Annotated in this window: 13 protein-coding genes, 1 tRNA gene and 1 rRNA gene; 12 read left to right on the forward strand and 3 right to left on the reverse strand. The window is 72.1% G+C overall.

Annotation, left to right across the window (positions count from 1 at the left end):
- From rrf to ACIPM1_RS24250, 3 genes are all read left to right on the forward strand, one after another.
- Nucleotides 1-93: ribosomal RNA gene (gene rrf / locus ACIPM1_RS24240) — 5S ribosomal RNA — on the forward strand; the annotation flags it as partial.
- A 114-nt stretch (nucleotides 94-207) separates the two neighbouring features.
- Nucleotides 208-870, forward strand: a complete 663-nt coding sequence (locus tag ACIPM1_RS24245; protein ID WP_402438367.1) for a DegT/DnrJ/EryC1/StrS family aminotransferase — start codon at nucleotides 208-210, stop codon at nucleotides 868-870.
- A gap of 109 nt (nucleotides 871-979) precedes the next feature.
- Nucleotides 980-1,055 (forward strand) — tRNA-Thr (locus ACIPM1_RS24250).
- A 125-nt stretch (nucleotides 1,056-1,180) separates the two neighbouring features.
- On the opposite strand, the gene ACIPM1_RS24255 is transcribed toward ACIPM1_RS24250, so the two are convergent.
- The gene (locus ACIPM1_RS24255; protein ID WP_402437933.1) at nucleotides 1,181-3,937 is read right to left on the reverse strand and encodes a SpoIIE family protein phosphatase; all 2,757 of its coding nucleotides are present in this window, start codon (nucleotides 3,935-3,937) and stop codon (nucleotides 1,181-1,183) included.
- Nucleotides 3,938-4,312: 375 nt separating this feature from the next.
- Between ACIPM1_RS24255 and ACIPM1_RS24260 the strand changes: the two genes are divergently transcribed.
- From ACIPM1_RS24260 to ACIPM1_RS24300, 9 genes are all read left to right on the forward strand, one after another.
- Nucleotides 4,313-9,817 carry a HAMP domain-containing protein gene (locus ACIPM1_RS24260; protein ID WP_402437936.1) on the forward strand — a complete coding sequence of 1,835 codons (5,505 nt, stop codon included), beginning with the start codon at nucleotides 4,313-4,315 and terminating at the stop codon, nucleotides 9,815-9,817.
- A 294-nt stretch (nucleotides 9,818-10,111) separates the two neighbouring features.
- Complete coding sequence (locus tag ACIPM1_RS24265) at nucleotides 10,112-10,792, forward strand: response regulator (RefSeq protein ID WP_356193643.1); 681 nt, start codon at nucleotides 10,112-10,114, stop codon at nucleotides 10,790-10,792.
- A gap of 181 nt (nucleotides 10,793-10,973) precedes the next feature.
- Nucleotides 10,974-13,781, forward strand: coding sequence for a DNA translocase FtsK (locus ACIPM1_RS24270; RefSeq protein WP_402437940.1), 2,808 nt, complete (start codon nucleotides 10,974-10,976; stop codon nucleotides 13,779-13,781).
- A gap of 285 nt (nucleotides 13,782-14,066) precedes the next feature.
- Complete coding sequence (locus tag ACIPM1_RS24275; protein ID WP_356193639.1) at nucleotides 14,067-14,909, forward strand: RodZ domain-containing protein; 843 nt, start codon at nucleotides 14,067-14,069, stop codon at nucleotides 14,907-14,909.
- Nucleotides 14,910-15,009: 100 nt separating this feature from the next.
- Complete coding sequence (gene rimO, locus ACIPM1_RS24280) at nucleotides 15,010-16,482, forward strand: 30S ribosomal protein S12 methylthiotransferase RimO (protein WP_402437943.1); 1,473 nt, start codon at nucleotides 15,010-15,012, stop codon at nucleotides 16,480-16,482.
- A 248-nt stretch (nucleotides 16,483-16,730) separates the two neighbouring features.
- Entirely contained in the window at nucleotides 16,731-17,552 is an 822-nt protein-coding gene (gene pgsA, locus ACIPM1_RS24285) for a CDP-diacylglycerol--glycerol-3-phosphate 3-phosphatidyltransferase (RefSeq protein ID WP_402437945.1), read from the forward strand.
- Nucleotides 17,549-18,094, forward strand: coding sequence for a CinA family protein (locus tag ACIPM1_RS24290; RefSeq protein WP_402437948.1), 546 nt, complete (start codon nucleotides 17,549-17,551; stop codon nucleotides 18,092-18,094). Before pgsA ends, ACIPM1_RS24290 begins: the two co-directional genes overlap by 4 nt.
- Before the next feature lie 109 nt (nucleotides 18,095-18,203).
- The gene (locus ACIPM1_RS24295) at nucleotides 18,204-18,578 is read left to right on the forward strand and encodes a helix-turn-helix domain-containing protein (protein ID WP_402437951.1); all 375 of its coding nucleotides are present in this window, start codon (nucleotides 18,204-18,206) and stop codon (nucleotides 18,576-18,578) included.
- Nucleotides 18,579-18,867: 289 nt separating this feature from the next.
- Entirely contained in the window at nucleotides 18,868-19,101 is a 234-nt protein-coding gene (locus ACIPM1_RS24300) for a hypothetical protein (RefSeq protein WP_402437954.1), read from the forward strand.
- 7 nt (nucleotides 19,102-19,108) lie between these two features.
- Here ACIPM1_RS24300 and ACIPM1_RS24305 read toward each other — a convergent pair whose 3' ends face one another.
- A complete protein-coding gene (locus ACIPM1_RS24305; protein WP_402437957.1) occupies nucleotides 19,109-19,972 on the reverse strand; it encodes an Fpg/Nei family DNA glycosylase in 864 nt (287 codons plus the stop codon).
- A gap of 117 nt (nucleotides 19,973-20,089) precedes the next feature.
- Nucleotides 20,090-25,123 carry a DEAD/DEAH box helicase gene (locus ACIPM1_RS24310; protein WP_402437960.1) on the reverse strand — a complete coding sequence of 1,678 codons (5,034 nt, stop codon included), beginning with the start codon at nucleotides 25,121-25,123 and terminating at the stop codon, nucleotides 20,090-20,092.
- Nucleotides 25,124-25,242 lie beyond the last annotated feature (119 nt).

Here is a 25,242-nt window from a genome sequence, read left to right on the forward strand (position 1 = left end):
ACGCCCGGTTACATTCCGAACCCGGAAGCTAAGCCTCACAGCGCCGATGGTACTGCAGGGGGGACCCTGTGGGAGAGTAGGACGCCGCCGAACAATTCTTCAAAGGGTTGGACCCCGAACTTCGGTTCCGGGTCCAACCCTTTTTTGTTTGCCGTCACTTGAAGTTCACGTTGCGCAACCAGCATCCGTGGCATGGGTACTGCTGCACTGCTCAGGGCTGCCGGCGTCGGAATCGGTGACGAGGTCGTCGTACCGGCGTTCGGGAACGTGGAAGTCACCGAGGCCGTGGTCCAGGTCGGCGCGCTGCCGGTGTTCGCCGACATAGACCCGGTGACGTACTGCCTCGACGTGACCGCCGTCGAGGCGGCCGTAACTCCGCGGACGGCGGGCGTCGTTGCCGTACACCGCTTCGGGCGGTCGGCCGACATCGCGCGGCTGCACGCGCTCGGACGGCGGCACGGTCTGCTGGTGCTGGAACAGGGCGAGTCCGAGGCGCCGTACGACGAGACGGCCCAGCGCAGGGAACGGGCCGCCTATCTGGACGCGAAGCTGCGGGGCGTGCGCACGCCGGACGGCGGCGCCGGGCACACCTACCAGCAGTACGTGGTGCGGGTGCCGGGGAACGGCCGGCCGGACCGGGACGCCTTCGCACGGGCGATACGGACCAGGGGAGTTGACTGCCGGGTGCCCGTGAAGACCCCCGTGCACCGGCTGCCCGAGTACCGGCGGTGCGTGTCGCTGCCGGAGACCGAACGGGCCGCGGAGGAGACGCTCGCGCTGCCGGTGGACGCCGCGTTGACCCGGCGGGAGATGCAGCGGATCGTCTCCGCGTGCAACGCGCTCGGCGGACTGCTGCAGCCCGCGCTGTGACGGCCGTCCGTGACAGGTCGCGTGACCGACCGTCGAGGTTGGGAGCACGGCTTCGTTCGGGGTATTATCTATTCCGTTGCCGCGAGGGAAACCTCGCAGAAGGCGACAGGCCCCTATAGCTCAGTCGGTAGAGCGTCTCCATGGTAAGGAGAAGGTCAACGGTTCGATTCCGTTTGGGGGCTCCAGAACGAAAGGCCTCACCCTACCGGGTGGGGCCTTTCGCATATCCGCGTGTAGGTCCGCGCGCATGTCCGTGTCCGGCCCGGACGGTTCGGTCCGCCGGGCCGGTCCGTGGGGTCCGACCGCCGGTTCAGTCCGTCATGATCTCCGGGACCCGCATCGCCAGGATCGCCATGTCGTCCGACGGCGCGTCCGACGCGAAGCGCTCCACGGCGCGCATGATGCGGGCCGCCACCGCGCCGGCCGTCAGGCCCGTGCAGGTGGTGAGGACGTCCGCGAGGCCGTCGTCGCCCAGCATCCGGGTGCCCTCGCGGCGCTCGGTGACGCCGTCCGTGACGCACAGCAGGACGTCGCCCGGGTCCAGCGTGACCGTCTGCTCGTACAGCTCCAGGTCCTCCATGACGCCGAGGAGCGGCTGCGGTTCGGCGGCCGGCTCGACCGTGCCGTCCTGGCGCAGACGCAGCGGCAGCGGGTGACCGGCGCAGACCACCTTCAGGACCGCGCTGCCGTCCTCCTGCGGCCACAGCTCGCCGTAGAGCAGGGTCAGGAAGCGGCTGCGGGCGCCCTCGTCGAGGATCGCGGAGTTCAGGCGCTGCAGGACCGCGGGGCCGCCGAAGCCCTCGCGGGCCAGCAGCCGGAGCGCGTGCCGGGCCAGGCCCGTGACCGCCGCCGCCTCCGGGCCCGTGCCGCAGACGTCGCCGATGGCGAAGCCGTAGGCGCCGTCGCGGATGGGGAAGAGGTCGTAGAAGTCGCCGCCGACCTCGTTGCCCTCGCCGGCCGCGCGGTAGATGACGTCGACCTCCACGCCGGCGACCTCGGGCAGGCCGGGCGGCAGGAGGCTGCGCTGGAGGGACTGGCTGATCGCCGTGCGCTCCGAGTACAGGCGGGCGTTGTCCAGGGCCAGGGCGGCCCGGCGGCTCAGGTCCTCGGCCAGTTCCAGGATCTCCTGGCGGAAGTGCTCGTCGGTGGGCTTGCCGAGGGTCAGCATGCCGATGACGCGGTTTCGGGCGACCAGGGGCAGGACGACCGTCTCGCCGCCGATCGCGGAGGCCGTCGCCAGGGTCGGGCCGACGGAGGTGCCGACCCGGTGGTGCGAGTCGCCCAGGCCGAGGCTGCGCATGGAGGTGCGCAGCGCGGCCTGGTGGGCCGCCTCGGCCGGGGTCGTCCAGACCCGGGCGCCGGGGGTGGGGACCGGGTCCGGCGGCGGCACCTTCGACAGCAGGGACTTGATCCCGTCGATCAGGTCCTCGTCCTCGTGCAGGACGTACGACAGGTACGGCTCGGAGGCCTGGTCGGCGATCGTGTAGACGGCGCACCAGGTGGCCAGGGTCGGGACCGTCATCTGTGCCATCAGGGCCAGGGTCTGGTCGCGGTCCAGGGTGCCGGCGAGCAGGTCGGAGGCCTCGACCAGGAAGCTGAGGGAGCCCCGGCGCAGCCGCTCCAGTTCGCCGAGGCGGGCCGACTCGACGGCCAGGGCGATCCGGTCGGCGGCGAACTGCAGACGCAGCGCCTCCTCGTTGGAGTATCTGCCGGGGGCCTCCGCGGCGACGCCGAGGGAGCCGGTGAGGCGGCCCTCGACCTTGAGGGGGACGGTGACGACCGAGCGCATGCCGGTGCCGTGCAGCAGCGGCACGGCGCCCGGTACGGCCGCCAGGTCGTCGTGGACGGCCGGCATCCGGGCGGAGCCGTAGCGGCCGGGGCCGGCCTCGACGGGGACGCGGGCGAAGCGCTGGCGGGCGGAGGGCAGGCCGGTCGAGGCACGGACCTCCAGCTCCGTCTCGTCGTCGGTCGCGAGGAGGAGGAAGGCCGCGTCGGCGTCGAGCATGTCGCGGGCGCGTTCCACGGTGCGCTGGAGCAGGCCGTCGAGGTCGTCGGGGGCGGGGGAGCCGATGAAGACCTCGAACGGGTCGGCGCTCTGGCCGTCGGAGGCGGTGCCCGCGTCGGTGGACGCCGGGACGCGCGACGGGGTCTGCAGAACGGCCCGTTCGTGGTCCTGCACCAGCAGGCACACGGTTGACGGCTCGCCGGCGGTGTCGCGGACGCGCAGGTGTGAGGCGTAGACGGGGATGACGCGGCCGTGGGCGCCGCGGATGCCGTAGCTGCCCTCCCAGCGGGAGAGCTGGAGCGCCTCCGCGATGCCGGTGCCGGTGCCCGGGGTGTGCGGCCAGGCCGCGAGGTCGGTGAGCGGCTTGCCGGTGACCTGCTCGGCGGCGTAGCCGAAGAGGGTCTCCGAGTCCTCGTTCCAGGACGTGATGGAGCCGCCGCGGTCGATCTGGACGACGGCCACGCGGACCCGGCCGTCGGCGAGGGGGAGCATGGCGGCGGGGAGGGCGGGGCCGGCGGCGCGGGTGCCGACCGGGCGCTCGGGCAGGTCCAGCAGGAACCAGACGTTCTTGTGCGTGGGCGTGTACTCCACGCCCCAGCGGCCGGCCAGGGCGGCGCACAGCTGGAGTCCCCGTCCGCCCTCGCGGTCGGGGCTGCCCATGTTGATCGCCGCGCCCTGGAGCGGGATCTCCCGCTCGGGATAGCGGTCGGCGACCTCGATCCGCACCCCCGCGTCGCTGCGCAGGCACAGGACGTCGGCGGCGGTGCCCGCGTGGACGACGGCGTTGGTGACCAGCTCGCTGGTCAGGACCACGGCGTCGTCGACGATGTCGCCGAAGCCCCACCCCTGGAGGGTGTCGCGGACGAAGGAGCGGGCGGTCGCGACCGATCGTCCGACGGGCTCGAAGCTGGCGGCCGCGCGCGCGGTGATCACAGCACTCCTCGTCCGGTTGTCGACGTGCAGGGGTCCGTGGCCGCCCGGCTCGCGCCGCTGCTCGGGCAGCTGCGGGTCGGTCGGCCGTGGCTCCGGGGACTGTCCCCCCGGGATCACTCCGGTGGTCATTGTGTGCGGCCGCCTCCATGCCCGCTCGTTCCGTGCCACCGCCCAGGCCGGGACCGGACCGGCGTGGCTGGACAGCCGCATGCAAGGTTACTTACCTTCGGCGCCCCCGCGGATGCCGGTCAGCAGTGTTTCCGCCCGGAGAGTGTGCGGACGGTGTGCGAAGCTGCCGAACTGTTATGGCCTGGTTCGGGCGGGGTGAAACACTGGGCAAGCTTCCGGTGAAGGTCCGGGCAGGCTGAGTGTGTTCTTCGCATGGGGGGCAGCAACCCTTTAGGTGACCTGATTACATCGGGCAGGAATACGCAGCAGTAACTGGCACGCCGGGTGACACCCGGGCACAGAGCGTGAATGGTCGACCCTTGCGGGAGGGACACAGTGGAGTCTGGCGCAGCGGCGCGGAGCACGAAGACGCGCGCGAAGGGCGGACAGTCCCTGAGCAGCCAGCGCAAACCCCGCGGCGGGACCACCGCGGTCGACACGGCTGCCCTGAACCGGCTGCTCGCCGCGCTCGTCTCCATGCGCGACGGGAACTTCCGCAAGCGGCTCACGGTGTCCGGGGACGGCGTGATCTCGGAGATCGCGGCGGTCTTCAACGAGGTCGCGGACCGCAACCTGCATCTGACGGGTGAGCTGTCGCGGGTGCGGCGCATGGTCGGGCGCGAGGGCAAACTCACCGAGCGCCTGGAGACGGGTGCCTGCGAGGGCTCCTGGGCCACCGCGATCGACAACTCCAACGCGCTCGTCGACGACCTGGTACGGCCCGTGTCCGAGGTCGGCCGGGTGCTGTCGGCGGTGGCCGAGGGCGACCTGTCCCCCCGGATGGAGCTGCGCTCGCAGACGCCGGAGGGGGCCGGGCATCCGCTGCGCGGGGAGTTCCTGAAGGTCGGGCGGACCGTCAACAACCTGGTCGACCAGCTGTCGACGTTCACCGACGAGGTCACGCGGGTGGCCAGCGAGGTGGGCACCGAGGGAAAGCTGGGCGGGCAGGCCCAGGTGCGGGGCATGTCCGGGTCGTGGAAGGACCTCACCGACTCCGTCAACACCATGGCGTACCGGCTGACCGCCCAGGTGCGGGACATCGCGCTGGTGACCACGGCGGTCGCCAAGGGCGATCTGTCGCGCAAGGTCACCGTGCACGTGGCCGGCGAGATGCTGGAGCTGAAGAACACCGTCAACACGATGGTCGACCAGCTCTCGGCGTTCTCCTCCGAGGTGACGCGGGTCGCCCGGGAGGTGGGCACGGACGGCATCCTCGGCGGCCAGGCGCATGTGCCCGGCGTGGACGGGACGTGGAAGGAGCTCACCGATTCGGTGAACCTGATGGCCGGGAACCTGACGGCCCAGGTGCGCGGGATCGCGCAGGTCACCACGGCGGTCGCCAACGGTGACCTGTCGCAGAAGGTGACGGTTCCGGCGCGCGGCGAGGTCGCGCAGCTCGCCGAGACGATCAACCAGATGACGGAGACGCTGCGGATCTTCGCCGACGAGGTCACGCGCGTGGCCAACGAGGTGGGCGCCGAGGGCCGCCTCGGCGGGCAGGCGAACGTGCCGGGCGCGGCGGGCACGTGGAAGGACCTGACCGACTCGGTCAACACCGTCTTCCGCAATCTCACCACGCAGGTGCGGGACATCGCCGCGGTGACGACGGCGGTGGCCAGCGGTGACCTGTCGCAGAAGGTCACCGTGGACGTGGCCGGCGAGATGCTGGAGCTGAAGAACACCGTCAACGGCATGGTCGACCAGCTGTCGTCGTTCGGTGCCGAGGTCACGCGGGTGGCGCGGGAGATCGGTGTCGAGGGTGAGCTGGGCGGTCAGGCGCAGGTGGCGGGGGCCGCGGGGACGTGGAAGGACCTGACGGACTCCGTCAACACCGCGTTCCGCAACCTCACCGGTCAGGTGAGGAACATCGCCCAGGTGACGACGGCGGTGGCCAACGGCGATCTGTCGCAGAAGGTCACGGTGGACGTCTCCGGCGAGATGCTCCAGCTGAAGAACACCGTGAACACGATGGTGGACCAGCTGTCGTCCTTCGCCGACCAGGTGACCCGGATGGCCCGGGACGTGGGCACGGAGGGCCGGCTGGGCGGTCAGGCGCAGGTGGACGGCGTCTCCGGCACGTGGAAGGAGCTCACCGACTCCGTCAACTTCATGGCCGGGAACCTCACCTCGCAGGTGCGGCAGATCGCCCAGGTGACGACGGCGGTGGCGCGCGGTGACCTCTCCCAGAAGATCGACGTCGACGCGCGCGGGGAGATCCTGGAGCTGAAGAACACCATCAACACGATGGTCGACCAGCTCTCCGCCTTCGCCGACCAGGTCACGCGGGTCGCCCGCGAGGTGGGCACGGAGGGCCGGCTGGGCGGTCAGGCGCAGGTGCCCGGCGTCGCCGGTGTGTGGCGGGACCTGACGGACTCGGTGAACGGCATGGCCGGGAACCTGACGGCCCAGGTGCGCAACATCGCGCAGGTCGCCACCGCCGTGGCGCGCGGCGACCTGTCCCAGAAGATCACCGTGGACGCGCGCGGGGAGATCCTGGAGCTGAAGAACACCCTGAACACGATGGTGGGCCAGCTGTCGTCGTTCGCCCAGGAGGTCACCCGGGTGGCCCGTGAGGTGGGCACGGAGGGCATCCTCGGCGGTCAGGCCGAGGTCCAGGGCGTCTCCGGCACCTGGAAGGACCTCACCCAGTCGGTGAACTTCATGGCGAACAACCTGACCATCCAGGTCCGCAACATCGCCGAGGTCACCACGGCGGTCGCCAAGGGCGACCTGTCCAAGAAGATCACCGTCGACGCCAAGGGCGAGATCCTCGAGCTGGTCACCACGGTGAACACGATGGTCGACCAGCTGTCGTCGTTCGCCGAGCAGGTGACCCGGGTGGCCCGTGAGGTGGGCACCGAGGGCATCCTCGGCGGCCAGGCGCACGTGCCGGGCGTCGTGGGCATCTGGAAGGACCTGAGCGACAACGTCAACCTGATGGCCAACAACCTGACCATGCAGGTGCGCAACATCTCCCAGGTCGCGGCCGCGGTGGCCAACGGCGACCTGACGCGGACGGTGACGATCGAGGCGCGCGGCGAGGTCGCGCAGCTCGCGGACACCTTCAACACCATGGTGAAGACGCTGAGTTCCTTCGCCGACCAGGTCACCAAGGTCGCCCGCGAGGTGGGTACGGACGGCATCCTCGGCGGGCAGGCCTACGTTCCGGGTGTGGCCGGCACCTGGAAGGACCTCACCGAGTCCGTGAACCAGATGGCGTCCAACCTGACCGGCCAGGTGCGCAACATCGCCATGGTCACCACCGCCATCGCCAAGGGTGATCTGACCAAGAAGATCGACATCGACGCGCGCGGCGAGATCCTGGAGCTGAAGACCACGATCAACACGATGGTCGACCAGCTGTCCTCCTTCGCCGAGGAGGTCACGCGTGTGGCCCGCGAGGTGGGCACGGAGGGGCAGCTCGGCGGTCAGGCCCGTGTGCGGGACGTGGACGGCACCTGGCGCGACCTCACCGAGTCGGTGAACGAGATGGCCGGGAACCTGACCCGGCAGGTGCGTGCCATCGCGCGCGTGGCGACCGCGGTGACCCGCGGTGACCTGAACCTGAAGATCGACGTCGACGCCTCCGGCGAGATCCAGGAACTCCAGGACTACATCAACAAGATGATCGCCAACCTGCGCGACACCACGATCGCCAACAAGGAGCAGGACTGGCTGAAGGGCAACCTGGCGCGCATCTCCGCCCTGATGCAGGGCCGGCGCGATCTGCAGGACGTGGCCTCGCTGATCATGAGCGAGCTGACGCCGGTGGTCTCGGCGCAGCACGGCGCGTTCTTCGTCGCGATGTCGCCGGCCGACGGCACCGAGCTCGGCGGTGACAGCGGGGACGAGTACGAGCTGCGGATGCTCGGCTCGTACGGCTACTCGATGGGCTCCATGCCGGCGTCGTTCCGGCCGGGTGAGGCGCTGATCGGCACGGCCGCGCAGGAGAAGCGCACGATCCTGGTGGAGAACGCGCCCAGCGGCTATCTGAAGATCTCCTCCGGTCTCGGCGAGGCGCCGCCCGCGCAGGTGATCGTGCTGCCGGTGCTGTTCGAGGGGAAGGTGCTCGGCGTGATCGAGCTGGCGTCCTTCACCCCGTTCACGCAGATCCAGAAGGACTTCCTCAACCAGATCGCGGAGATGATCGCCACCAGCGTCAACACCATCTCCGTCAACACCAAGACCGAGCTGCTGCTGAAGCAGTCGCAGGAGCTGACCGAGCAGCTGCGGCTGCGCTCGGAGGAGCTGGAGCAGCGGCAGAAGGCCCTGCAGGCGTCCAACGCGGAGCTGGAGGAGAAGGCCGAGCTGCTGGCCCAGCAGAACCGCGACATCGAGGCGAAGAACTCCGAGATCGAGGAGGCGCGGCAGGTCCTGGAGGAGCGCGCCGAGCAGCTCGCGGTCTCCATGCGCTACCGCAGCGAGTTCCTGGCCAACATGTCGCACGAGTTGCGCACCCCGCTCAACTCCCTGCTGATTCTGGCCAAGTTGCTCGCCGACAACGCGGAGGGGAACCTCTCGCCGAAGCAGGTGGAGTTCGCCGAGACGATCCACGGCGCGGGCTCCGACCTGCTCCAGCTGATCAACGACATCCTCGACCTGTCGAAGGTCGAGGCGGGCAAGATGGACGTCTCGCCGACGCGTATCGCCCTGGTCCAGCTGATCGACTACGTGGAGGCCACCTTCCGGCCGCTGACCGCGGAGAAGGGCCTGGACCTGTCGGTGCGGGTGTCGCCGGAACTGCCCGCCACCCTGCACACCGACGAGCAGCGGCTGCTGCAGGTGCTGCGCAACCTGCTGTCCAACGCGGTGAAGTTCACCGACTCCGGTTCGGTGGAGCTGGTCATCCGGCCCGCGCGGGGCGACGTCCCGCAGGCGATCCGGGAGCAGTTGCTGGAGACGGGCTCGCTGACCGACCCGGACGCCGAGATGATCGCCTTCTCGGTCACCGACACCGGTATCGGCATCGCGGGCAGCAAGATGCGGGTCATCTTCGAGGCGTTCAAGCAGGCCGACGGCACCACCAGCCGCAAGTACGGCGGTACGGGACTGGGGTTGTCCATCTCGCGGGAGATCGCGCAGCTGCTCGGCGGCGAGATCCACGCGCAGAGCGAGCCCGGCCGCGGCTCGACGTTCACGCTGTACCTGCCGCTGCACCCGGGCGAACTGCCGCCCCAGGGCTACCAGCAGCCCGGATCGGCGCTGAACGCCGACGAGTTGGTCGTGTCCTCGGAGCCGGCGCCGTCCGACCTGTCCGAGCTGTCCGCCGCGGAGATCGAGACGCCGGCGGAGGTGAAGTCGTACCGGGAGACGCAGAACGGAGCCGCGGCTCTGTTCCGGCGCCGTCGCCGTGCGCTGCCGCCCGCCGCGCCGCGGCCCGCGGTGCAGGGCCGGCCGGCGGCGGAGCAGTGGCCGGCCGCCGGGGAGCAGGACGCCGCCGGGCAGGAGCAGCGCGACGCGCGGTTCGGCGGCGAGAAGGTGCTGATCGTCGACGACGACATCCGCAACGTGTTCGCGCTGACCAGCGTTCTGGAGCAGCACGGGCTGTCCGTGCTGTACGCGGAGAACGGCCGTGAGGGCATCGAGGTCCTGGAGCAGCACGACGACGTGGCGGTGGTGCTGATGGACATCATGATGCCGGAGATGGACGGGTACGCGACGACCACGGCGATCCGCCGGATGCCGCAGTTCGCCGGGCTCCCGATCATCGCGCTGACCGCCAAGGCGATGAAGGGCGACCGCGAGAAGGCGATCGAGTCGGGCGCCTCCGACTATGTCACCAAGCCGGTCGACCCCGACCACCTGCTGGCCGTGATGCGGCAGTGGATGCGGGAGGAGTGACGCCCGGGAGAACCAGGGGTGCGCACGCGGAGTTGGCGACGCGTGCGGCCGAAGCCGTGTAGGAGCACGGGATTCGGGGAACCTTCTGGTCTCCCGCTACGTTTCTGCTACGGACACAGTGACATGCACAGTGACATCACGGTGACAGGGTGTGGCGACGGGCGGGGTGCGGCTACGATGACCGGCACAAGGACGGACGGCGTAAGGGAGCCGTCCCCTGGGGCGGCACCCGCGGGTGTCTCCCCGGTTCACGCGGACAGGGGTGGCCCCACGCCGGGGCGAGGAGGGCGGGCCATGGTGCAGAAGGCCAAGATCCTCCTGGTCGATGACCGGCCGGAGAATCTGCTGGCGCTGGAGGCCATCCTCTCTGCGCTCGATCAGACGCTGGTGCGGGCATCGTCCGGGGAGGAAGCGCTGAAAGCGCTGCTCACGGACGACTTCGCGGTGATTCTGCTCGACGTGCAGATGCCGGGTATGGACGGTTTCGAGACGGCGGCGCACATCAAGCGGCGGGAGCGGACCCGGGACATCCCGATCATCTTCCTCACCGCGATCAACCACGGCCCGCACCACACGTTCCGCGGGTATGCGGCGGGCGCCGTGGACTACATCTCCAAGCCCTTCGACCCGTGGGTGCTGCGCGCCAAGGTCTCCGTCTTCGTCGACCTGTACATGAAGAACTGCCAGCTGAAGGAGCAGGCGGCCCTGCTGCGGCTCCAGCTGGAGGGCGGCGGCAAGGCCGGTGTCGGCGAGGGCAAGGAGTCGGCCGGGCTGCTCGCCGAGCTCTCCGCCCGCCTCGCGGCCGTGGAGGAGCAGGCCGAGGCGCTGTCCAAGCAGCTCGACGACGACTCGGCGGACGCGGCCGCGGTGGCCACCGCGGCCCATCTGGAGCGCAAGCTGACGGGCCTGCGGCGGGCGTTGGACGCCCTGGAGCCGGGGGCGGGCAGCACCTCCTCGGTCTCGTCGGCCAACTGATTCGCGCCGCCCGGACGTTCGGCGCCTTCCGGACATGTCGGATGCGCTGTTCGCGGTGTGCGGGTGACGGCCCGTCGGCTCATGAGGTGCCGTCAGTTTCCCGGCCCCGTCGGCACGACACGAACGGGTGAAGCACTGGGCACACGTGTCCGGCGTCGTCTGCACCGGTAACCTCACACCTATGGCCTCACGTCCCTCCGCAGCCAAGAAGCAGCCCGTCAGGAAGGCGGCCGCTCCCGTGAAGGCTGCGGCGAAGAAGGCCGCCGCTACGAAGAGGGCCCCGGCCAAGAAGGCGCCGGCGCGCAAGGCACCCGTCAGGAAGGCCGCGGCCAAGGCGCCCGCGCCCCGGCCGGCGCCGAGTCCGACCGGGGGCGTCTACCGGCTCGTGCGCGCCCTCTGGCTCGGCCTCGCGCACGCCGTCGGCGCCGTGTTCCGCGGCATAGGGCAGGGCGCCAGGAACCTCGACCCCGCGCACCGCAAGGACGGCGTCGCCCTGCTGCTGCTCGCGGTCGCGCTGATCGTCGCGGCCGGCACCTGGGCCGACCTGCGCGGTCCCGTCGGCGACCTGGTCGAGATCCTGGTGACCGGGGCCTTCGGCCGCCTGGACCTGCTCGTGCCGCTGCTGCTCGCGGTCGTCGCCGTGCGCTTCATCCGGCACCCCGAGCAGCCGGAGGCCAACGGCCGCATCGTGATCGGCCTGTCCGCGCTCCTCATCGGCGTGCTCGGCCAGGTCCACATCGCCTGCGGCTCACCGGCCCGCAGCGACGGCATGCAGGCCATAAGGGACGCCGGCGGCCTCATCGGCTGGGGCGCGGCGACCCCGCTGACGTACGCCATGGGCGCCGTGCTCGCCGTACCGCTGCTCGTGCTGCTCACGGTCTTCGGCCTGCTGGTCGTCACCGCCACCCCGGTCAACGCGATCCCGCAGCGGCTGCGGCTGCTCGGGGTGAGGCTCGGCATCCTGCCCGAGCCCGAGGACGACGAACTCGCGTACGCCGAGGACGACGCGCGCTACGACGAGGAGTGGCGCGAGGCGCTGCCCGAGCGGCCCCGCAAGCGCCAGAGCGCCCCTCAGGCGTACGACCCCGAGGGCGCGGAGCAGGAGGCGCTCGCCAAGCGCCGCGGCCGCCCCCGGCGTTCCGCCGTGCCGCAGCCCGACATGGGGCGGCAGATGGACGCCGTGGACGTCGCCGCGGCCGCCGCGGCGGCGCTCGACGGCGCGGTCCTGCACGGCATGCCCCCCTCGCCGGTCGTCGCCGACCTCACCCAGGGCGTGAGCGTGGGCGACCGCGTGGAGACGACCCCGACCCCGGTCCCGGCCGCCCGCCCCGAGCAGGACACCCCCGCCCCCCGCCCCGACCGGGACGAAGCGGCCGCCCGCCCGGCCAAGGCCGCCGCGGCCCCCCGCCCCCCGCAGGAGGAGCGGCCGGCCGGCGTCCCCGACCTCACCAAGACGCCGCCCGCAGAGACCCGCGAGCTGCCGCCGCGCGCCGAACAGCTCCAGCTGTCCGGCGACATCACCTACTCCCTGCCCTCGCTGGACCTGCTGGAGCGCGGCGGCCCGGGCAAGTCGCGCAGCGCGGCCAACGACGCGATCGTCGCCTCCCTGACCACCGTCTTCACCGAGTTCAAGGTCGACGCCCGCGTCACCGGCTTCACGCGCGGGCCGACGGTCACCCGGTACGAGGTCGAACTCGGGCCCGCCGTCAAGGTCGAGCGCATCACCGCGCTCACCAAGAACATCGCGTACGCCGTCGCCAGCCCGGACGTCCGGATCATCAGCCCGATCCCCGGCAAGTCCGCGGTCGGTATCGAGATCCCCAACACCGACCGGGAGATGGTCAACCTCGGCGACGTGCTGCGCCTGGCGGAGTCGGCGGAGGACGACGACCCGATGCTCGTCGCGTTCGGCAAGGACGTCGAGGGCGGCTACGTGATGCACTCGCTGGCGAAGATGCCGCACATGCTGGTCGCCGGCGCGACCGGTTCCGGCAAGTCGTCCTGCATCAACTGCCTGATCACCTCGGTCATGATGCGGGCCACGCCCGAGGACGTCCGGTTGATCCTGGTCGACCCCAAGCGCGTCGAGCTCACCGCGTACGAGGGCATCCCGCACCTGATCACGCCGATCATCACCAACCCCAAGCGGGCCGCCGAGGCGCTCCAGTGGGTCGTCCGGGAGATGGACCTGCGGTACGACGACCTCGCGGCGTACGGCTTCCGGCACATCGACGACTTCAACCGCGCGGTGCGCGAGGGGAAGGTCAAGCCCCCCGAGGGCAGCGAGCGGGAGCTGCAGCCGTACCCGTACCTGCTGGTGATCGTCGACGAGCTCGCCGACCTGATGATGGTCGCGCCGCGCGACGTCGAGGACGCCATCGTGCGCATCACCCAGCTCGCGCGGGCCGCCGGCATCCACCTGGTGCTCGCCACCCAGCGGCCCTCGGTGGACGTCGTCACCGGTCTGATCAAGGCGAACGTGCCCTCACGGCTCGCGTTCGCCACCTCGTCGCTCGCCGACTCGCGGGTCATCCTCGACCAGCCCGGCGCCGAGAAGCTGATCGGCAAGGGCGACGGGCTCTTCCTGCCGATGGGCGCGAACAAGCCGACCCGTATGCAGGGCGCCTTCGTCACCGAGGAGGAGATCGCGGCCGTCGTCCGGCACTGCAAGGACCAGATGGCGCCCGTCTTCCGGGACGACGTCACCGTGGGCACCAAGCAGAAGAAGGAGATCGACGAGGACATCGGCGACGACCTCGACCTGCTGTGCCAGGCGGCCGAACTGGTCGTCTCCACCCAGTTCGGGTCGACCTCCATGCTCCAGCGCAAGCTGCGGGTCGGCTTCGCCAAGGCCGGGCGGCTGATGGACCTCATGGAGTCGCGGAACATCGTCGGCCCCAGCGAGGGCTCCAAGGCACGTGACGTTCTGGTGAAACCCGACGACCTGGACGGTGTGCTGGCGGTGATTCGCGGGGAGTCCGCCGGGTAGCAGCGGAACGGCCGTCCGGCGGATCCGCTTGCTGCGGGTGGGTGAGGTGCGTGCACCGTGACCCACCCGTTAGCGAGCGAAGGGCAACCGTTTCCCCCTGGACATACGTCAAGTTGAGCGAAAGGACGGGCGCGGGTCCCACCCCGGGCTCCGGATCTGTCCCACCATCGGATCGTCCGGCCATTCCGATGGCGTACAAAGTCCTACCGCCGGGTCGCTCCACCTTTCGCACCCCCCTAGACTGAACCTCCAGCACAGGCGGCAACACGCTCGAAAGGCGCCCCCGTGTCCATCGGCAACTCCCCTGAAGACGAGCGTCCGTTCGAAGACGTTTCCGAGGAAGACCGCCCCTCCATCGGCCAGACCCTGCGGCAGGCTCGCATCGCCGCCGGGCTGACCGTCGACGACGTCAGCAGCGCCACGCGGGTCCGCACCACCATCGTGCACGCCATCGAGTCCGACAACTTCGCCCCCTGCGGCGGAGACGTGTACGCGCGCGGGCACATCCGGACCCTGGCGAAGGCCGTGCACCTCGATCCCGCCCCGCTCCTCGCGCGGTACGGCGCCCAGCACGGCGCGGGCCCCGCCCCCACCCCGGCCGCCCCCCTGTTCGAGGCGGAACGCATCCGCCCCGAGCGGCGCGGCCCGAACTGGACCGCGGCCATGGTCGCCGCGATCGTCGCCGTGGTCGGCTTCGTCGGCTTCACCGCCTTCAAGGGCGGCGACTCCGGTGACGGCGCCGGCACCCAGGTCGCCGAGGGGACCACGCCGACGGCCGGCAAGCCGGCCTCGCCCACCCCCAAGAGCAGCAAGCCCGCCGACCAGAAGCCCGAGCCCTCCGACAGCGCCATCGCGGCCGCCCCGCAGGACAAGGTCACCGTCAAGGTCAGCGCAGCGGGCGGACGCAGCTGGATCTCCGCCAAGGACCACAACGGCCGGATGCTCTTCGACGGGCTGCTCAAGAAGGGCGACTCCAAGACCTTCCAGGACGACTCCGAGATCAACCTCATCCTCGGTGACGCCGGAGCGATCCAGCTCTTCGTCAACGGCAAGAAGATCGAGGACCAGTTCCAGCCGGGCGCCGTGGAACGCCTCACGTACACCAAGGGCGACCCGCAGGTCGGATAGGCCCGCGAGGGCCGCAAGGGGTGCGCTTGTGACGGGGTTGGCCAAGATCGGCCAACCCCGTCGACGTGGGGTGTCAGCGGGACGAAGTAGTCTTGAGCCCATGCCTGAACGCCGTACCGTCGCACTCGTCACTCTCGGCTGCGCCCGTAACGAGGTGGACTCGGAGGAGCTCGCAGGCCGTTTGGAGGCGGACGGCTGGCAGCTCGTGGAGGACGCCGCGGAAGCGGACGTCGCCGTGGTCAACACCTGTGGCTTCGTGGAAGCCGCCAAGAAGGACTCCGTCGACGCCCTCCTGGAGGCCAATGACCTCAAGGGCCAGGGCAGAACGCAGGCGGTGGTGGCGGTCGGCTGCATGGCCGAGCGCTACGGCAAGGAGCTCGCCGAGGCCCTTCCCGAGGCCGACGGTGTGCTCGGCTTCGACGACTACACGGACATCTCCGACCGCCTGCAGACCATCCTGTCCGGCGGCATCCACGCCGCGCACACCCCGCGGGACCGCCGCAAGCTCCTGCCGATCAGCCCCGCCGAGCGGCACTCCGCGACCGACGTCGCCCTGCCCGGGCACGGCGCCCCCGCGGACCTCCCGGAGGGGCTCGCCCCGCAGTCGGGCCCCCGCGCGCCCCTGCGCCGCCGCCTCGACGGCGCCCCCGTCGCCTCGGTGAAGCTCGCCTCCGGCTGCGACCGGCGCTGCTCCTTCTGCGCCATCCCGTCCTTCCGCGGCTCCTTCATCTCCCGCCGCCCGAGCGACGTGCTCAACGAGACGCGGTGGCTGGCCGAGCAGGGCGTCAAGGAGGTCATGCTGGTCTCCGAGAACAACACCTCCTACGGCAAGGACCTGGGCGACATCCGCCTGCTGGAGTCCCTGCTGCCCGACCTCGCCGAGGTCGACGGCATTGAGCGTGTCCGCGTCAGCTACCTCCAGCCCGCCGAGATGCGGCCCGGCCTGATCGACGTGCTGACCGCCACCCCGAAGGTCGCCCCCTACTTCGACCTGTCCTTCCAGCACTCCGCGCCCGGTGTGCTGCGCGCCATGCGCCGCTTCGGCGACACCGACCGCTTCCTGGAGCTGCTCCACACCATCCGCACCAAGGCCCCCGAGGCCGGCGTGCGCTCCAACTTCATCGTCGGCTTCCCCGGCGAGACGGAGGCCGACTTCGCCGAGCTGGAGCGCTTCCTGAACGGCGCGCGACTGGACGCCATCGGCGTCTTCGGCTACTCGGACGAGGAGGGCACCGAGGCCGCCGGCTACGACGGCAAGCTCGACGAGGACGTCGTCGCCGAGCGGCTCGCCCACCTCTCGCGGCTCGCGGAGGAACTCGTCTCGCAGCGTGCCGAGGAGCGCGTCGGCGAGACGGTGCGCGTGCTCGTCGAGTCGGTCGACGCCGAGGAGGGCGTGTACGGCCGTGCGGCGCACCAGGCGCCGGAGACCGACGGTCAGGTGCTGCTCACGAGCGGCGAGGGCCTGGACGTCGGCCGTATGGTCGAGGCGAAGGTGGTCGGTACGGAAGGCGTCGACCTGGTGGCGGAGCCGCTCCAGGGCTCGCTCGCGTGCAGTGAGGAGGCGGGCAGATGACGGGAGTCCCGGCATCCGCCGCAGGCGGCTCCTCCGGCGGGCAGGGGGCGACCGCGAGGACGGTCTCGGGCCGTGCCGACACGGGCGGGGCCTCCCCTCGTGCCGGTCGTCCCGGCTCCGGCGCCCTGGCCGGCGGTCAGGTGGGTGTTCCCGCGATGACGGGGGGTTCCGGTGCGTCCGGGGGCGTCGCGGGCGGGCCGGGGGAGTCCGGTGTTTCCGGAGGTGCCGGAGACCCCGGTGTGTCCGGCGTGCCCGGAATTCCTGGGGCGTCCGGCGGTGTCGACGGTGACTCCCGTGCTGCCGGTTCGGCTTCCGTTTCCGGCGCCGGTGTCGGCGCCGGTGCGGGCACGGGTGCCGGGGTCGGATTCGGCGCCGAGGGAGTCGATGCCGGCGCCGAAGTCGCCGGTGCCGAGTCCGGGGCGGGCGAGGAGGGCGGTGTCCGGCCGCTGCGCGGCGGGAAGATCGCGGCAGCGGCGGTCAACCAGGCCAGCGTCTGGAACGTCGCCAATCTGCTGACGATGCTGCGGCTGCTGCTGGTCCCCGGCTTCGTCGCCCTGATGCTCGCCGGCGGCGGATACGACCCGGCCTGGCGCTCGCTCGCCTGGGCGGCCTTCGCGGTCGCCATGATCACCGACCTCTTCGACGGGCATCTGGCGCGGACCTACAACCTCGTCACCGACTTCGGGAAGATCGCCGACCCCATCGCCGACAAGGCGATCATGGGAGCGGCGCTGATCTGTCTCTCCGGCCTGGGCGATCTGCCGTGGTGGGTGACCGCCGTGATCCTCGGCCGGGAACTCGGGGTCACCCTTCTGCGTTTCCTCGTGATCCGCTACGGCGTCATCCCCGCGAGCCGAGGCGGCAAGCTGAAGACCCTCACGCAGGGTGTGGCCGTCGGGATGTACGTGCTGGCGCTGACGGGGTGGCTGGCCACTCTCAGGTTCTGGGTGATGGCCGTGGCGGTCGTCCTGACCGTGGTGACCGGTCTCGACTACGTGAGGCAGGCCGTGGTGCTGCGCAGGCAGGGAATCGCCGAGCGCCGGGCGGCGTTGGAGGAGTCGGAAGCGTGAGTTCCCCGGTCACCGAAGTGGTGAGACTACTCACGGTGAGGGGCGAGTCGCTCGCCGTCGCCGAGTCGCTGACCGGTGGCCTGGTCGCGGCGGAGATCACCACGGTGCCCGGGGCCTCCAAGGTCTTCCGGGGCTCGGTGACGGCCTACGCCACCGACCTCAAGCACGAGCTGCTCGGCGTCGACGCCACCCTGCTGGCCGAGCGGGGAGCGGTGGATCCGCAGGTCGCGGCCCAGATGGCGGCCGGAGTGCGCAAGGCGCTGGGAGCCGACTGGGGCATCGCGACCACCGGAGTGGCGGGCCCCGACCCGCAGGACGGGCAACCCGTCGGGACGGTCTTCGTGGCCGTGGACGGGCCCTCGGAGGCGGGAAAAGGCGCCGTTCACGGCGGGAAAACGGCCTCGCTGCGGTTGAACGGCAGCCGGGCGGAAATTCGTATGGAGAGTGTACGGAGCGTACTCGCACTGCTTCTCCAGCGGCTCGCGAGCGAACAGACCGGAAATGAGCGGGCACAGGATACGGAACGGAACGGGGGGTTTTGATGTTTGCAGCCCTGAGTGAACACGACATCGCTCCCCGCACGGCCGCGGCGCGAGGCGGTACGGTGGGGCGTGAAGGATGCGGCTACGCGGTCCGAGGAGGGAGCCACCGATGATTCTGCTCCGTCGCCTGCTGGGTGACGTGCTGCGTCGGCAGCGCCAGCGCCAGGGCCGTACTCTGCGCGAAGTCTCCTCGTCCGCCCGAGTCTCGCTCGGCTATCTCTCCGAGGTGGAGCGGGGGCAGAAGGAGGCTTCCTCCGAGCTGCTCTCCGCCATCTGCGACGCGCTGGACGTACGGATGTCCGAGCTCATGCGGGAAGTGAGCGACGAGCTCGCCCTCGCCGAGCTGGCCCAGTCTGCCGGGGCCACCGAGCCCGTGCCCACGCCGGTTCGCCCGATGCTGGGTTCCGTGTCGGTGACCGGTGTGCCGCCGGAACGGGTGACCATCAAGGCCCCCGCCGAAGCGGTGGACGTGGTCGCCGCGTGACCTGCCACGCACCTGCCTGCGTGCACTGACGCACACGATGTGAGGCCCCGGCCGGGGTTTCTCCGGGAAGACCCGGAGGGACGCCGGCCGGGGTTTTCGCATGTCCGCGGGGGCTACGGCGCCGTCCTGGCCGTGCCCGTTTGCCGGTGGGGTGAGGTGCGGTCATGGTGGAGGGCGGGCTTCGTTCGGGTGACCGGCGCGGGAAGGGACGGACGCGCCCTCTGTGCGACTCGGTGCGCCCTCCTGCGGGAGGGGGCCGCGTTCTAGCGTCGGGCTGGAGGTGGGAGCGATGACGGGGCCGATAGTGCGCCGGGGGGCCGGTCTGGCGATGGCGCTGGTGTGGTGGTGGGCGGTACTGCGGCTGGCGCTGACGGACGACGCGGGGGTGCTGGAGGGGGCGGTCGCGGCCGGGGGCTGGGGCCTGAGCCTGCTGCCGGTGCACTGCGTGCCCAAGTCCGGGGCGACCGGGACGGCAGGGTCGGACCCGTCCCAGGCATGGCGAAAGCTGGACGAATGGTTCTGACGGGCCGTCAATCAGGCTTGCGGCTCGGAGGACTTGTACGGGCGTAGCGTTCCCGCCACCGCTGGGGGGAACCCGGTGCCGGAGCGGGGCCCGCCTGGCAGGTGGGGCACCAGTAGGTGGGCCGCTCCTGGGAGCCGTCGCCCTGGTCGGCCACCCGGACCGACGTCCGGCAGCGCAGGCAGGGGCGGGGTGCGCGGCCGTACACGAACAGGTCCTGGTGGGGAAGGCCCGTGGTCCGGCGGACCACCCGCTCGCGGTTGACCTCCAGGAGCTTCTTGGCGAGGGCGGGCAGCTTCGCGGCGCGGTCGGCGGGCAGTGCCCCGACGGTGAGCCAGGGGGTGACGCCGAGCAGGAAGCAGACCTCGCTCTTGTACACATTGCCGATGCCGGCGAGGTTGCGCTGGTCGAGCAGGGCCTCGCCGAGCTGGCGGGCGGGGTCGGCGAGGAGATTGGCCAGGGCCCGCTCGGGATCCCAGTCCGGCCCGAGCAGATCGGGGCCCAGATGGCCGACGGCGCGCTCCTCGGCGCTGGTGTGCAGGAACTCCAGGACCGGGAGCCGGTATCCGACGGCCGTGCGGTCGGCGGTGCCGAGGATGACCCGGATCTGGTGGGCGGGGCCTCCCCGCCAGCGTTCGCCGGGTGCGTACACCTTCCAGGCGCCTTCCATCCGCAGATGCGAGTGCAGCGTCACGCCGCCCTCGACCCGGGTGAGCAGGTGCTTGCCGCGCGCGACGGTGTTCAGGACGGCCCGGCCGGTGAGGTCGACCGTGGCGTACTTCGGCACCCGCAGGTCGCTGCGGGTCAGCACCTGGCCCGCCAGGGCGTCGTGCAGCCGTCGTGCGGCCTGCCAGACCGTGTCACCTTCGGGCATGTGTCCAGGGTGCCACGACGGCTGCGCCCCGTGCGCTTCGTATGCCCCGCGGGCCTCGTGCGCCTCGCGTGTCCCGGGAGCACGCGTATGTCCCGGCTCCGGGCGGGCGTGTCCTGTTCACGCCCGCAGCCTCAGGCCGCGCGGGGTGGCGATGAAGCCCGCTCCTTCCAGGAGGGTGCCGATGGGGGAGGTCAGCGCCGGGGTGCCGTTGACCCGCTCGACGGTGACCGTGCCGAGGGAGCCCGCGCGGGCGGCCGCGGCGAGCGCACCGGCGGCCGCCCGCAGCCGCGCGTCCTCGGTGGCCTTCTCCTCCGGGTCGGTGGGCCAGGCCAGCAGTGTCTTGCCGCCTCGCTCCATGTAGAGGGTCAGCTCACCGTCGACGAGGACCACCAGGGACCCCGCCTTGCGGCCCGGCTTGTGCCCCGCGCCGGTCGGTGGTTCGGGCCAGGGCAGGGCGGCGCCGTAGGCGTTCGCGGGGTCGGAGGCGGCGAGGACGACGGCCCGGGAGTCGGCGGTGGGGGTACTGGATCCGCGGCTCCCGAAGCCGTTGCCGTAGCCGGGCCGGGTGCCGGACTCGTGGCCGTTGCCGTGACCGGTGCCGTAGGGGCCGCTGCCTCTCGGGCCGCCGCCGCGGGGGCCGCCCGCGCCCGGGTCCGCGAAGTCGTGGGGCGACCCGTACTCGCCGGGCCGAGGGGGTGCGGGGGGTGGCCAGTCGCCGTCGAGGCCCGGTCCGCCGTCCCAGGGGTCGGCCTGCGGGGCGGGGCCCTCGGACGCGGCCGAGTCGCCGAAGCCGTCCGGGGCGCCGGAGCCGTCCGGGGAGCCGATGCCGTGAGTGGCGCCGAAGTCGTCGGGTGCGAAGCCGCCGCTTCCCAAGGCCGCTGCCGGCGAACCCTCGCCCCGCTCGAGGGCGTTGGACACCGCCCGCAGGCGGTCGACCGCGCCGTCCATCGCGAACTGGGCGGCGCCCAGGCCCTCCACCACGTAGCCCCGCCGGGCCTGCCCGCTGTCCTCGAAGGCGGACAGGATCCGGTACACGGCCGAGAACCCGCCCTCGACGCCCTCGGCCGCCACCGCTCCCCGGGTGACCACACCGTGCCGGTCGAGGAGCGTGCGCGCCAGGGCGTGGGCGCGCACGGTGGCGTCGCCCTCCCGGCCGGGCAGCAGGGACCAGCGGCCGGCGACGGTCGGCGGGCCGGTGCGCGACGCGGCACGTGCGGCGGCCGTGAGCGAGCCGTACCGTCCGCGCGGGACCGAGCGCTTGGCGCGGTGGGCCGTGGACCCCGCGGTACGGCCCGAGCCCAGCAGGGAGCGCATCGGGGCGAGCGTGTCGTTGGTGAGGCGGCCGGACCAGGCCAGGTCCCAGAGGGCGTCGGCCAGTTGCGGATCGCCGGCCTCGGGGTGGGTTGTGGCGCGGACCTGGTCGGCGATCTGACGGAAGAACAGGCCGTAGCCGCCGGCGAGGGTGTCGAGGACGGACTGGTGCAGCGCGGTCAGCTCCAGCGGGTGCGGTGGCGGCAGGAGCAGCGGGGCCGCGTCCGCCAGATACAGCGAGACCCAGCCGTCCTTGCCGGGCAGCGCGCCCGCGCCCGCCCACACCACCTCGCCGGCGGCGGTGAGTTCGTCGAGCATCGAGGGGGTGTAGCCCGCGACGCGGGACGGCAGTACCAGCTTCTCCAGCGCGGAGGCGGGTACGGACGCGCCCTGCAACTGCTCCACGGCGCGCACCAGTCCGTCGATGCCGCGCAGTCCGTGTCCCTTGCCGACGTGCTGCCACTGCGGCAGGAACTGGGCGAGCGCGGCCGGCAGCACCGGTTCCAGTTCGTGCCGCAGCGCGGCCAGTGACCGGCGGCGCAGCCGGCGCAGGACGGCTGCGTCGCACCACTCCTGCCCGATCCCGGCCGGGTGGAACTCCCCTTGCACCACACGGCCGCCGGCCGCGAGCCGCTGTAGCGCGCCCTCCGTGACCGCCACGCCCAGGCCGAAGCGGGCCGCCGCCGTGGCCGACGTGAACGGGCCGTGCGTACGGGCGTGACGCGCGAGCAGGTCGCCCAGGGGGTCCTTGACCGGCTCGGTGAACGCCTCCGGGACACCCACCGGCAGCGCCGTGCCGAGGGCGTCGCGCAGCCGGCCCGCGTCCTCGATCGCCGCCCAGTGGTCGGCCCCGGCGATCCGCACCCGGATGACCCGGCGGGCGGAGGCCAGCTCCTGAGCCCAGTGCGGCTCGGCACCGCGCTCGGCCAGCTCGCCGTCGGTGAGCGGACCGAGCACCCGCAGCACGTCGGCGACGCCCTCGACGTCCTTGACGCGGCGGTCCTCGGTCAGCCACTGCAGCTCGCGCTCCAGCTCGGTCAGCACCTCGGCGTCCAGCAGCTCCCGCAGCTCCGCCTGGCCGAGCAGCTCGGCCAGCAGCCGCGAGTCCAGGGACAGCGCGGCGGCGCGACGCTCGGCCAGCGGCGAGTCGCCCTCGTACAGGAACTGGGCGACATAGCCGAAGAGCAGGGAGCGCGCGAAGGGCGACGGCTCCGGGGTGGTCACCTCGACCAGGCGCACCTTGCGGGACTCGAGGTCGCCCATCAGCTCCACGAGACCCGGAACGTCGAAGACGTCCTGGAGGCACTCGCGGACGGCCTCCAGGACGATCGGGAACGAACCGAACTCGCTCGCCACCTGAAGCAACTGGGCCGCGCGCTGCCGCTGCTGCCACAGCGGTGTGCGCTTGCCGGGGTTGCGGCGGGGCAGCAGCAGGGCGCGCGCCGCGCACTCGCGGAAGCGGGACGCGAACAGGGCCGAGCCGCCGACCTGGTCGGTGACGATCTGGTCGACGTCGCCCTTGTCGAAGGCGACGTCCGCCGCGCCGACCGGCGCCTGGTCGGCGTCGCCCGCGCCGCCGAAGGGGGCGCCCGCCTTCACGGGCTCCTGGTCCAGCAGGTCCAGGCCCATCAGGTCGGCGTCGGGCAGCCGCAGCACGATGCCGTCGTCGGCGTGCATGACCTGCGCGTCCATGCCGTACCGCTCCGACAGGCGGGCGCCGAGCGCCAGCGCCCACGGGGCGTGCACCTGCGCGCCGAACGGGGAGTGCACGACCACCCGCCAGTCGCCGAGTTCGTCGCGGAAGCGCTCCACGACGATCGTCCGGTCGTCGGGGACGTGACCGCAGGCCTCGCGCTGCTCGTCCAGGTAGGTCAGCACATTGTCCGCGGCCCAGGCGTCGAGGCCGGCCGCCAGCAGGCGCAGCCGGCCGTCCTCCTTCGACAGCGCGCCGACCTCACGCAGGAACGCGCCCACCGCGCGCCCCAGTTCCAGCGGCCGGCCCAGCTGGTCGCCCTTCCAGAACGGCAGCCGGCCCGGCACGCCCGGCGCGGGGGAGACCAGGACCCGGTCGCGGGTGATGTCCTCGATGCGCCAGGAGCTCGTGCCGAGCGTGAACACGTCGCCGACCCGGGACTCGTAGACCATCTCCTCGTCCAGCTCGCCGACCCGGCCCCCGCCCTTCTTGGGGTCGGAGCCGGCGAGGAAGACCCCGAAGAGGCCGCGGTCGGGGATCGTGCCCCCGGAGGTGACGGCGAGGCGCTGCGCGCCGGGGCGGCCGGTGACGGTGCCCGTCACCCGGTCCCACACCACGCGCGGGCGCAGCTCCGCGAACGCGTCGGAGGGGTAGCGGCCCGCGAGCATGTCGAGGACGGCCGTGAACGCGGACTCCGGCAGCGAGGCGAACGGCGCGGCCCGCCGGACCGCGGCGAGCAGGTCGTCCACCTGCCAGGTGTCCATCGCCGTCATCGCGACGACCTGCTGGGCGAGGACGTCCAGCGGGTTGGCGGGCACCCGCAGGGCCTCGATGGCGCCGGACCGCATCCGCTCGGTGACGACCGCCGCCTGGACGAGGTCGCCGCGGTACTTCGGGAAGACCACGCCGGTGGAGACCGCGCCGACCTGGTGTCCCGCGCGGCCGACGCGCTGCAGGCCGGAGGCGACGGACGGCGGGGACTCGACCTGGACGACGAGGTCCACGGCGCCCATGTCGATGCCGAGTTCGAGGCTGGAGGTGGCGACCACGGCGGGGAGCCGGCCCGCCTTGAGGTCCTCCTCCACCAGGGCGCGCTGCTCCTTGGAGACCGAGCCGTGGTGGGCGCGCGCGATGACCGCCGGCGCGCCGTGCGCCGCGCCGGAGCCGCCCATCAGTTCGGCCGGGGAGTGGTGCTCGTCCAGGGACTCGCCCGTCGCCCGCTCGTACGCGATCTCGTTGAGCCGGTTGCACAGGCGCTCGGCGAGCCGGCGGGAGTTGGCGAACACGATCGTCGAGCGGTGGGCCTGGACCAGGTCGGTGATCCGCTCCTCGACGTGCGGCCAGATGGAGGGACGCTCCGCGCCGTCGTCGCCGTCGGCCACCGGGGAGCCGCCGAGCTCGCCCAGGTCCTCGACCGGGACGACGACCGAGAGGTCGAACTCCTTGCCGGACTCCGGCTGGACGATCTCCACCTTGCGGCGGGGCGAGAGGTAGCGGGCGATCTCGTCGACCGGGCGGACCGTCGCGGACAGGCCGATGCGGCGGGCCGGCCGGGGCAGCAGCTCGTCCAGCCGCTCCAGTGACAGCGCGAGGTGCGCGCCGCGCTTGGTGCCGGCCACCGCGTGCACCTCGTCCAGGATCACCGTCTCGATGCCGGTCAGCGCGTCGCGGGTGGCCGAGGTGAGCATCAGGAACAGCGACTCGGGGGTGGTGATCAGGATGTCCGGCGGGCGCGTGGACAGGGCACGGCGCTCGGCGGCCGGGGTGTCGCCGGAGCGGATGCCGACCTTCACCTCGGGCTCGGGCAGCCCGAGGCGGACGGACTCCTGGCGGATGCCGGTGAGGGGGCTGCGGAGGTTGCGCTCGACGTCGACGGCGAGGGCCTTCAGCGGGGAGACGTACAGGACGCGGCAGCGCTTCTTCGGGTCGGCCGGGGGCGGGGTGGAGGCGAGCTGGTCGAGGGCGGCGAGAAAGGCGGCCAGCGTCTTGCCGGAACCGGTCGGGGCGACCACCAGCACGTCCGAGCCCTCCGCGATGGCCCGCCACGCGCCCGACTGGGCGGCGGTGGGCGCGGAGAAGGCCCCCGTGAACCAGCCGCGGGTCGCGGGGGAGAAGCCGTCGAGGGCCCGGTGCGCTGAGCTGGACATGCATCAATCCTGCACCCGGCCACTGACAATCCCCTCTGAGCTGCGGCTTTGTCATGCCCCGTGGCGGAGCCGGCGGAGCGGCGGGGCGGTCCGCCGCCCGTCCGGCGTGACGGAAGATG

Source organism: Streptomyces sp. NPDC086766 (assembly GCF_044746005.1).
Taxonomy (GTDB): domain Bacteria; phylum Actinomycetota; class Actinomycetes; order Streptomycetales; family Streptomycetaceae; genus Streptomyces.

Coding starts and splice junctions, on each gene's coding strand:
- ACIPM1_RS24300 (WP_402437954.1), top strand. CDS start 18,868: ATGACGGGGCCGATAGTGCGCCGGGGGGCCGGTCTGGCGATGGCGCTG.
- ACIPM1_RS24265 (WP_356193643.1), top strand. CDS start 10,112: ATGGTGCAGAAGGCCAAGATCCTCCTGGTCGATGACCGGCCGGAGAAT.
- ACIPM1_RS24310 (WP_402437960.1), bottom strand. CDS start 25,123: ATGTCCAGCTCAGCGCACCGGGCCCTCGACGGCTTCTCCCCCGCGACC.
- rimO (WP_402437943.1), top strand. CDS start 15,010: ATGCCTGAACGCCGTACCGTCGCACTCGTCACTCTCGGCTGCGCCCGT.
- ACIPM1_RS24295 (WP_402437951.1), top strand. CDS start 18,204: ATGATTCTGCTCCGTCGCCTGCTGGGTGACGTGCTGCGTCGGCAGCGC.
- ACIPM1_RS24270 (WP_402437940.1), top strand. CDS start 10,974: ATGGCCTCACGTCCCTCCGCAGCCAAGAAGCAGCCCGTCAGGAAGGCG.
- ACIPM1_RS24255 (WP_402437933.1), bottom strand. CDS start 3,937: ATGACCACCGGAGTGATCCCGGGGGGACAGTCCCCGGAGCCACGGCCG.
- ACIPM1_RS24305 (WP_402437957.1), bottom strand. CDS start 19,972: ATGCCCGAAGGTGACACGGTCTGGCAGGCCGCACGACGGCTGCACGAC.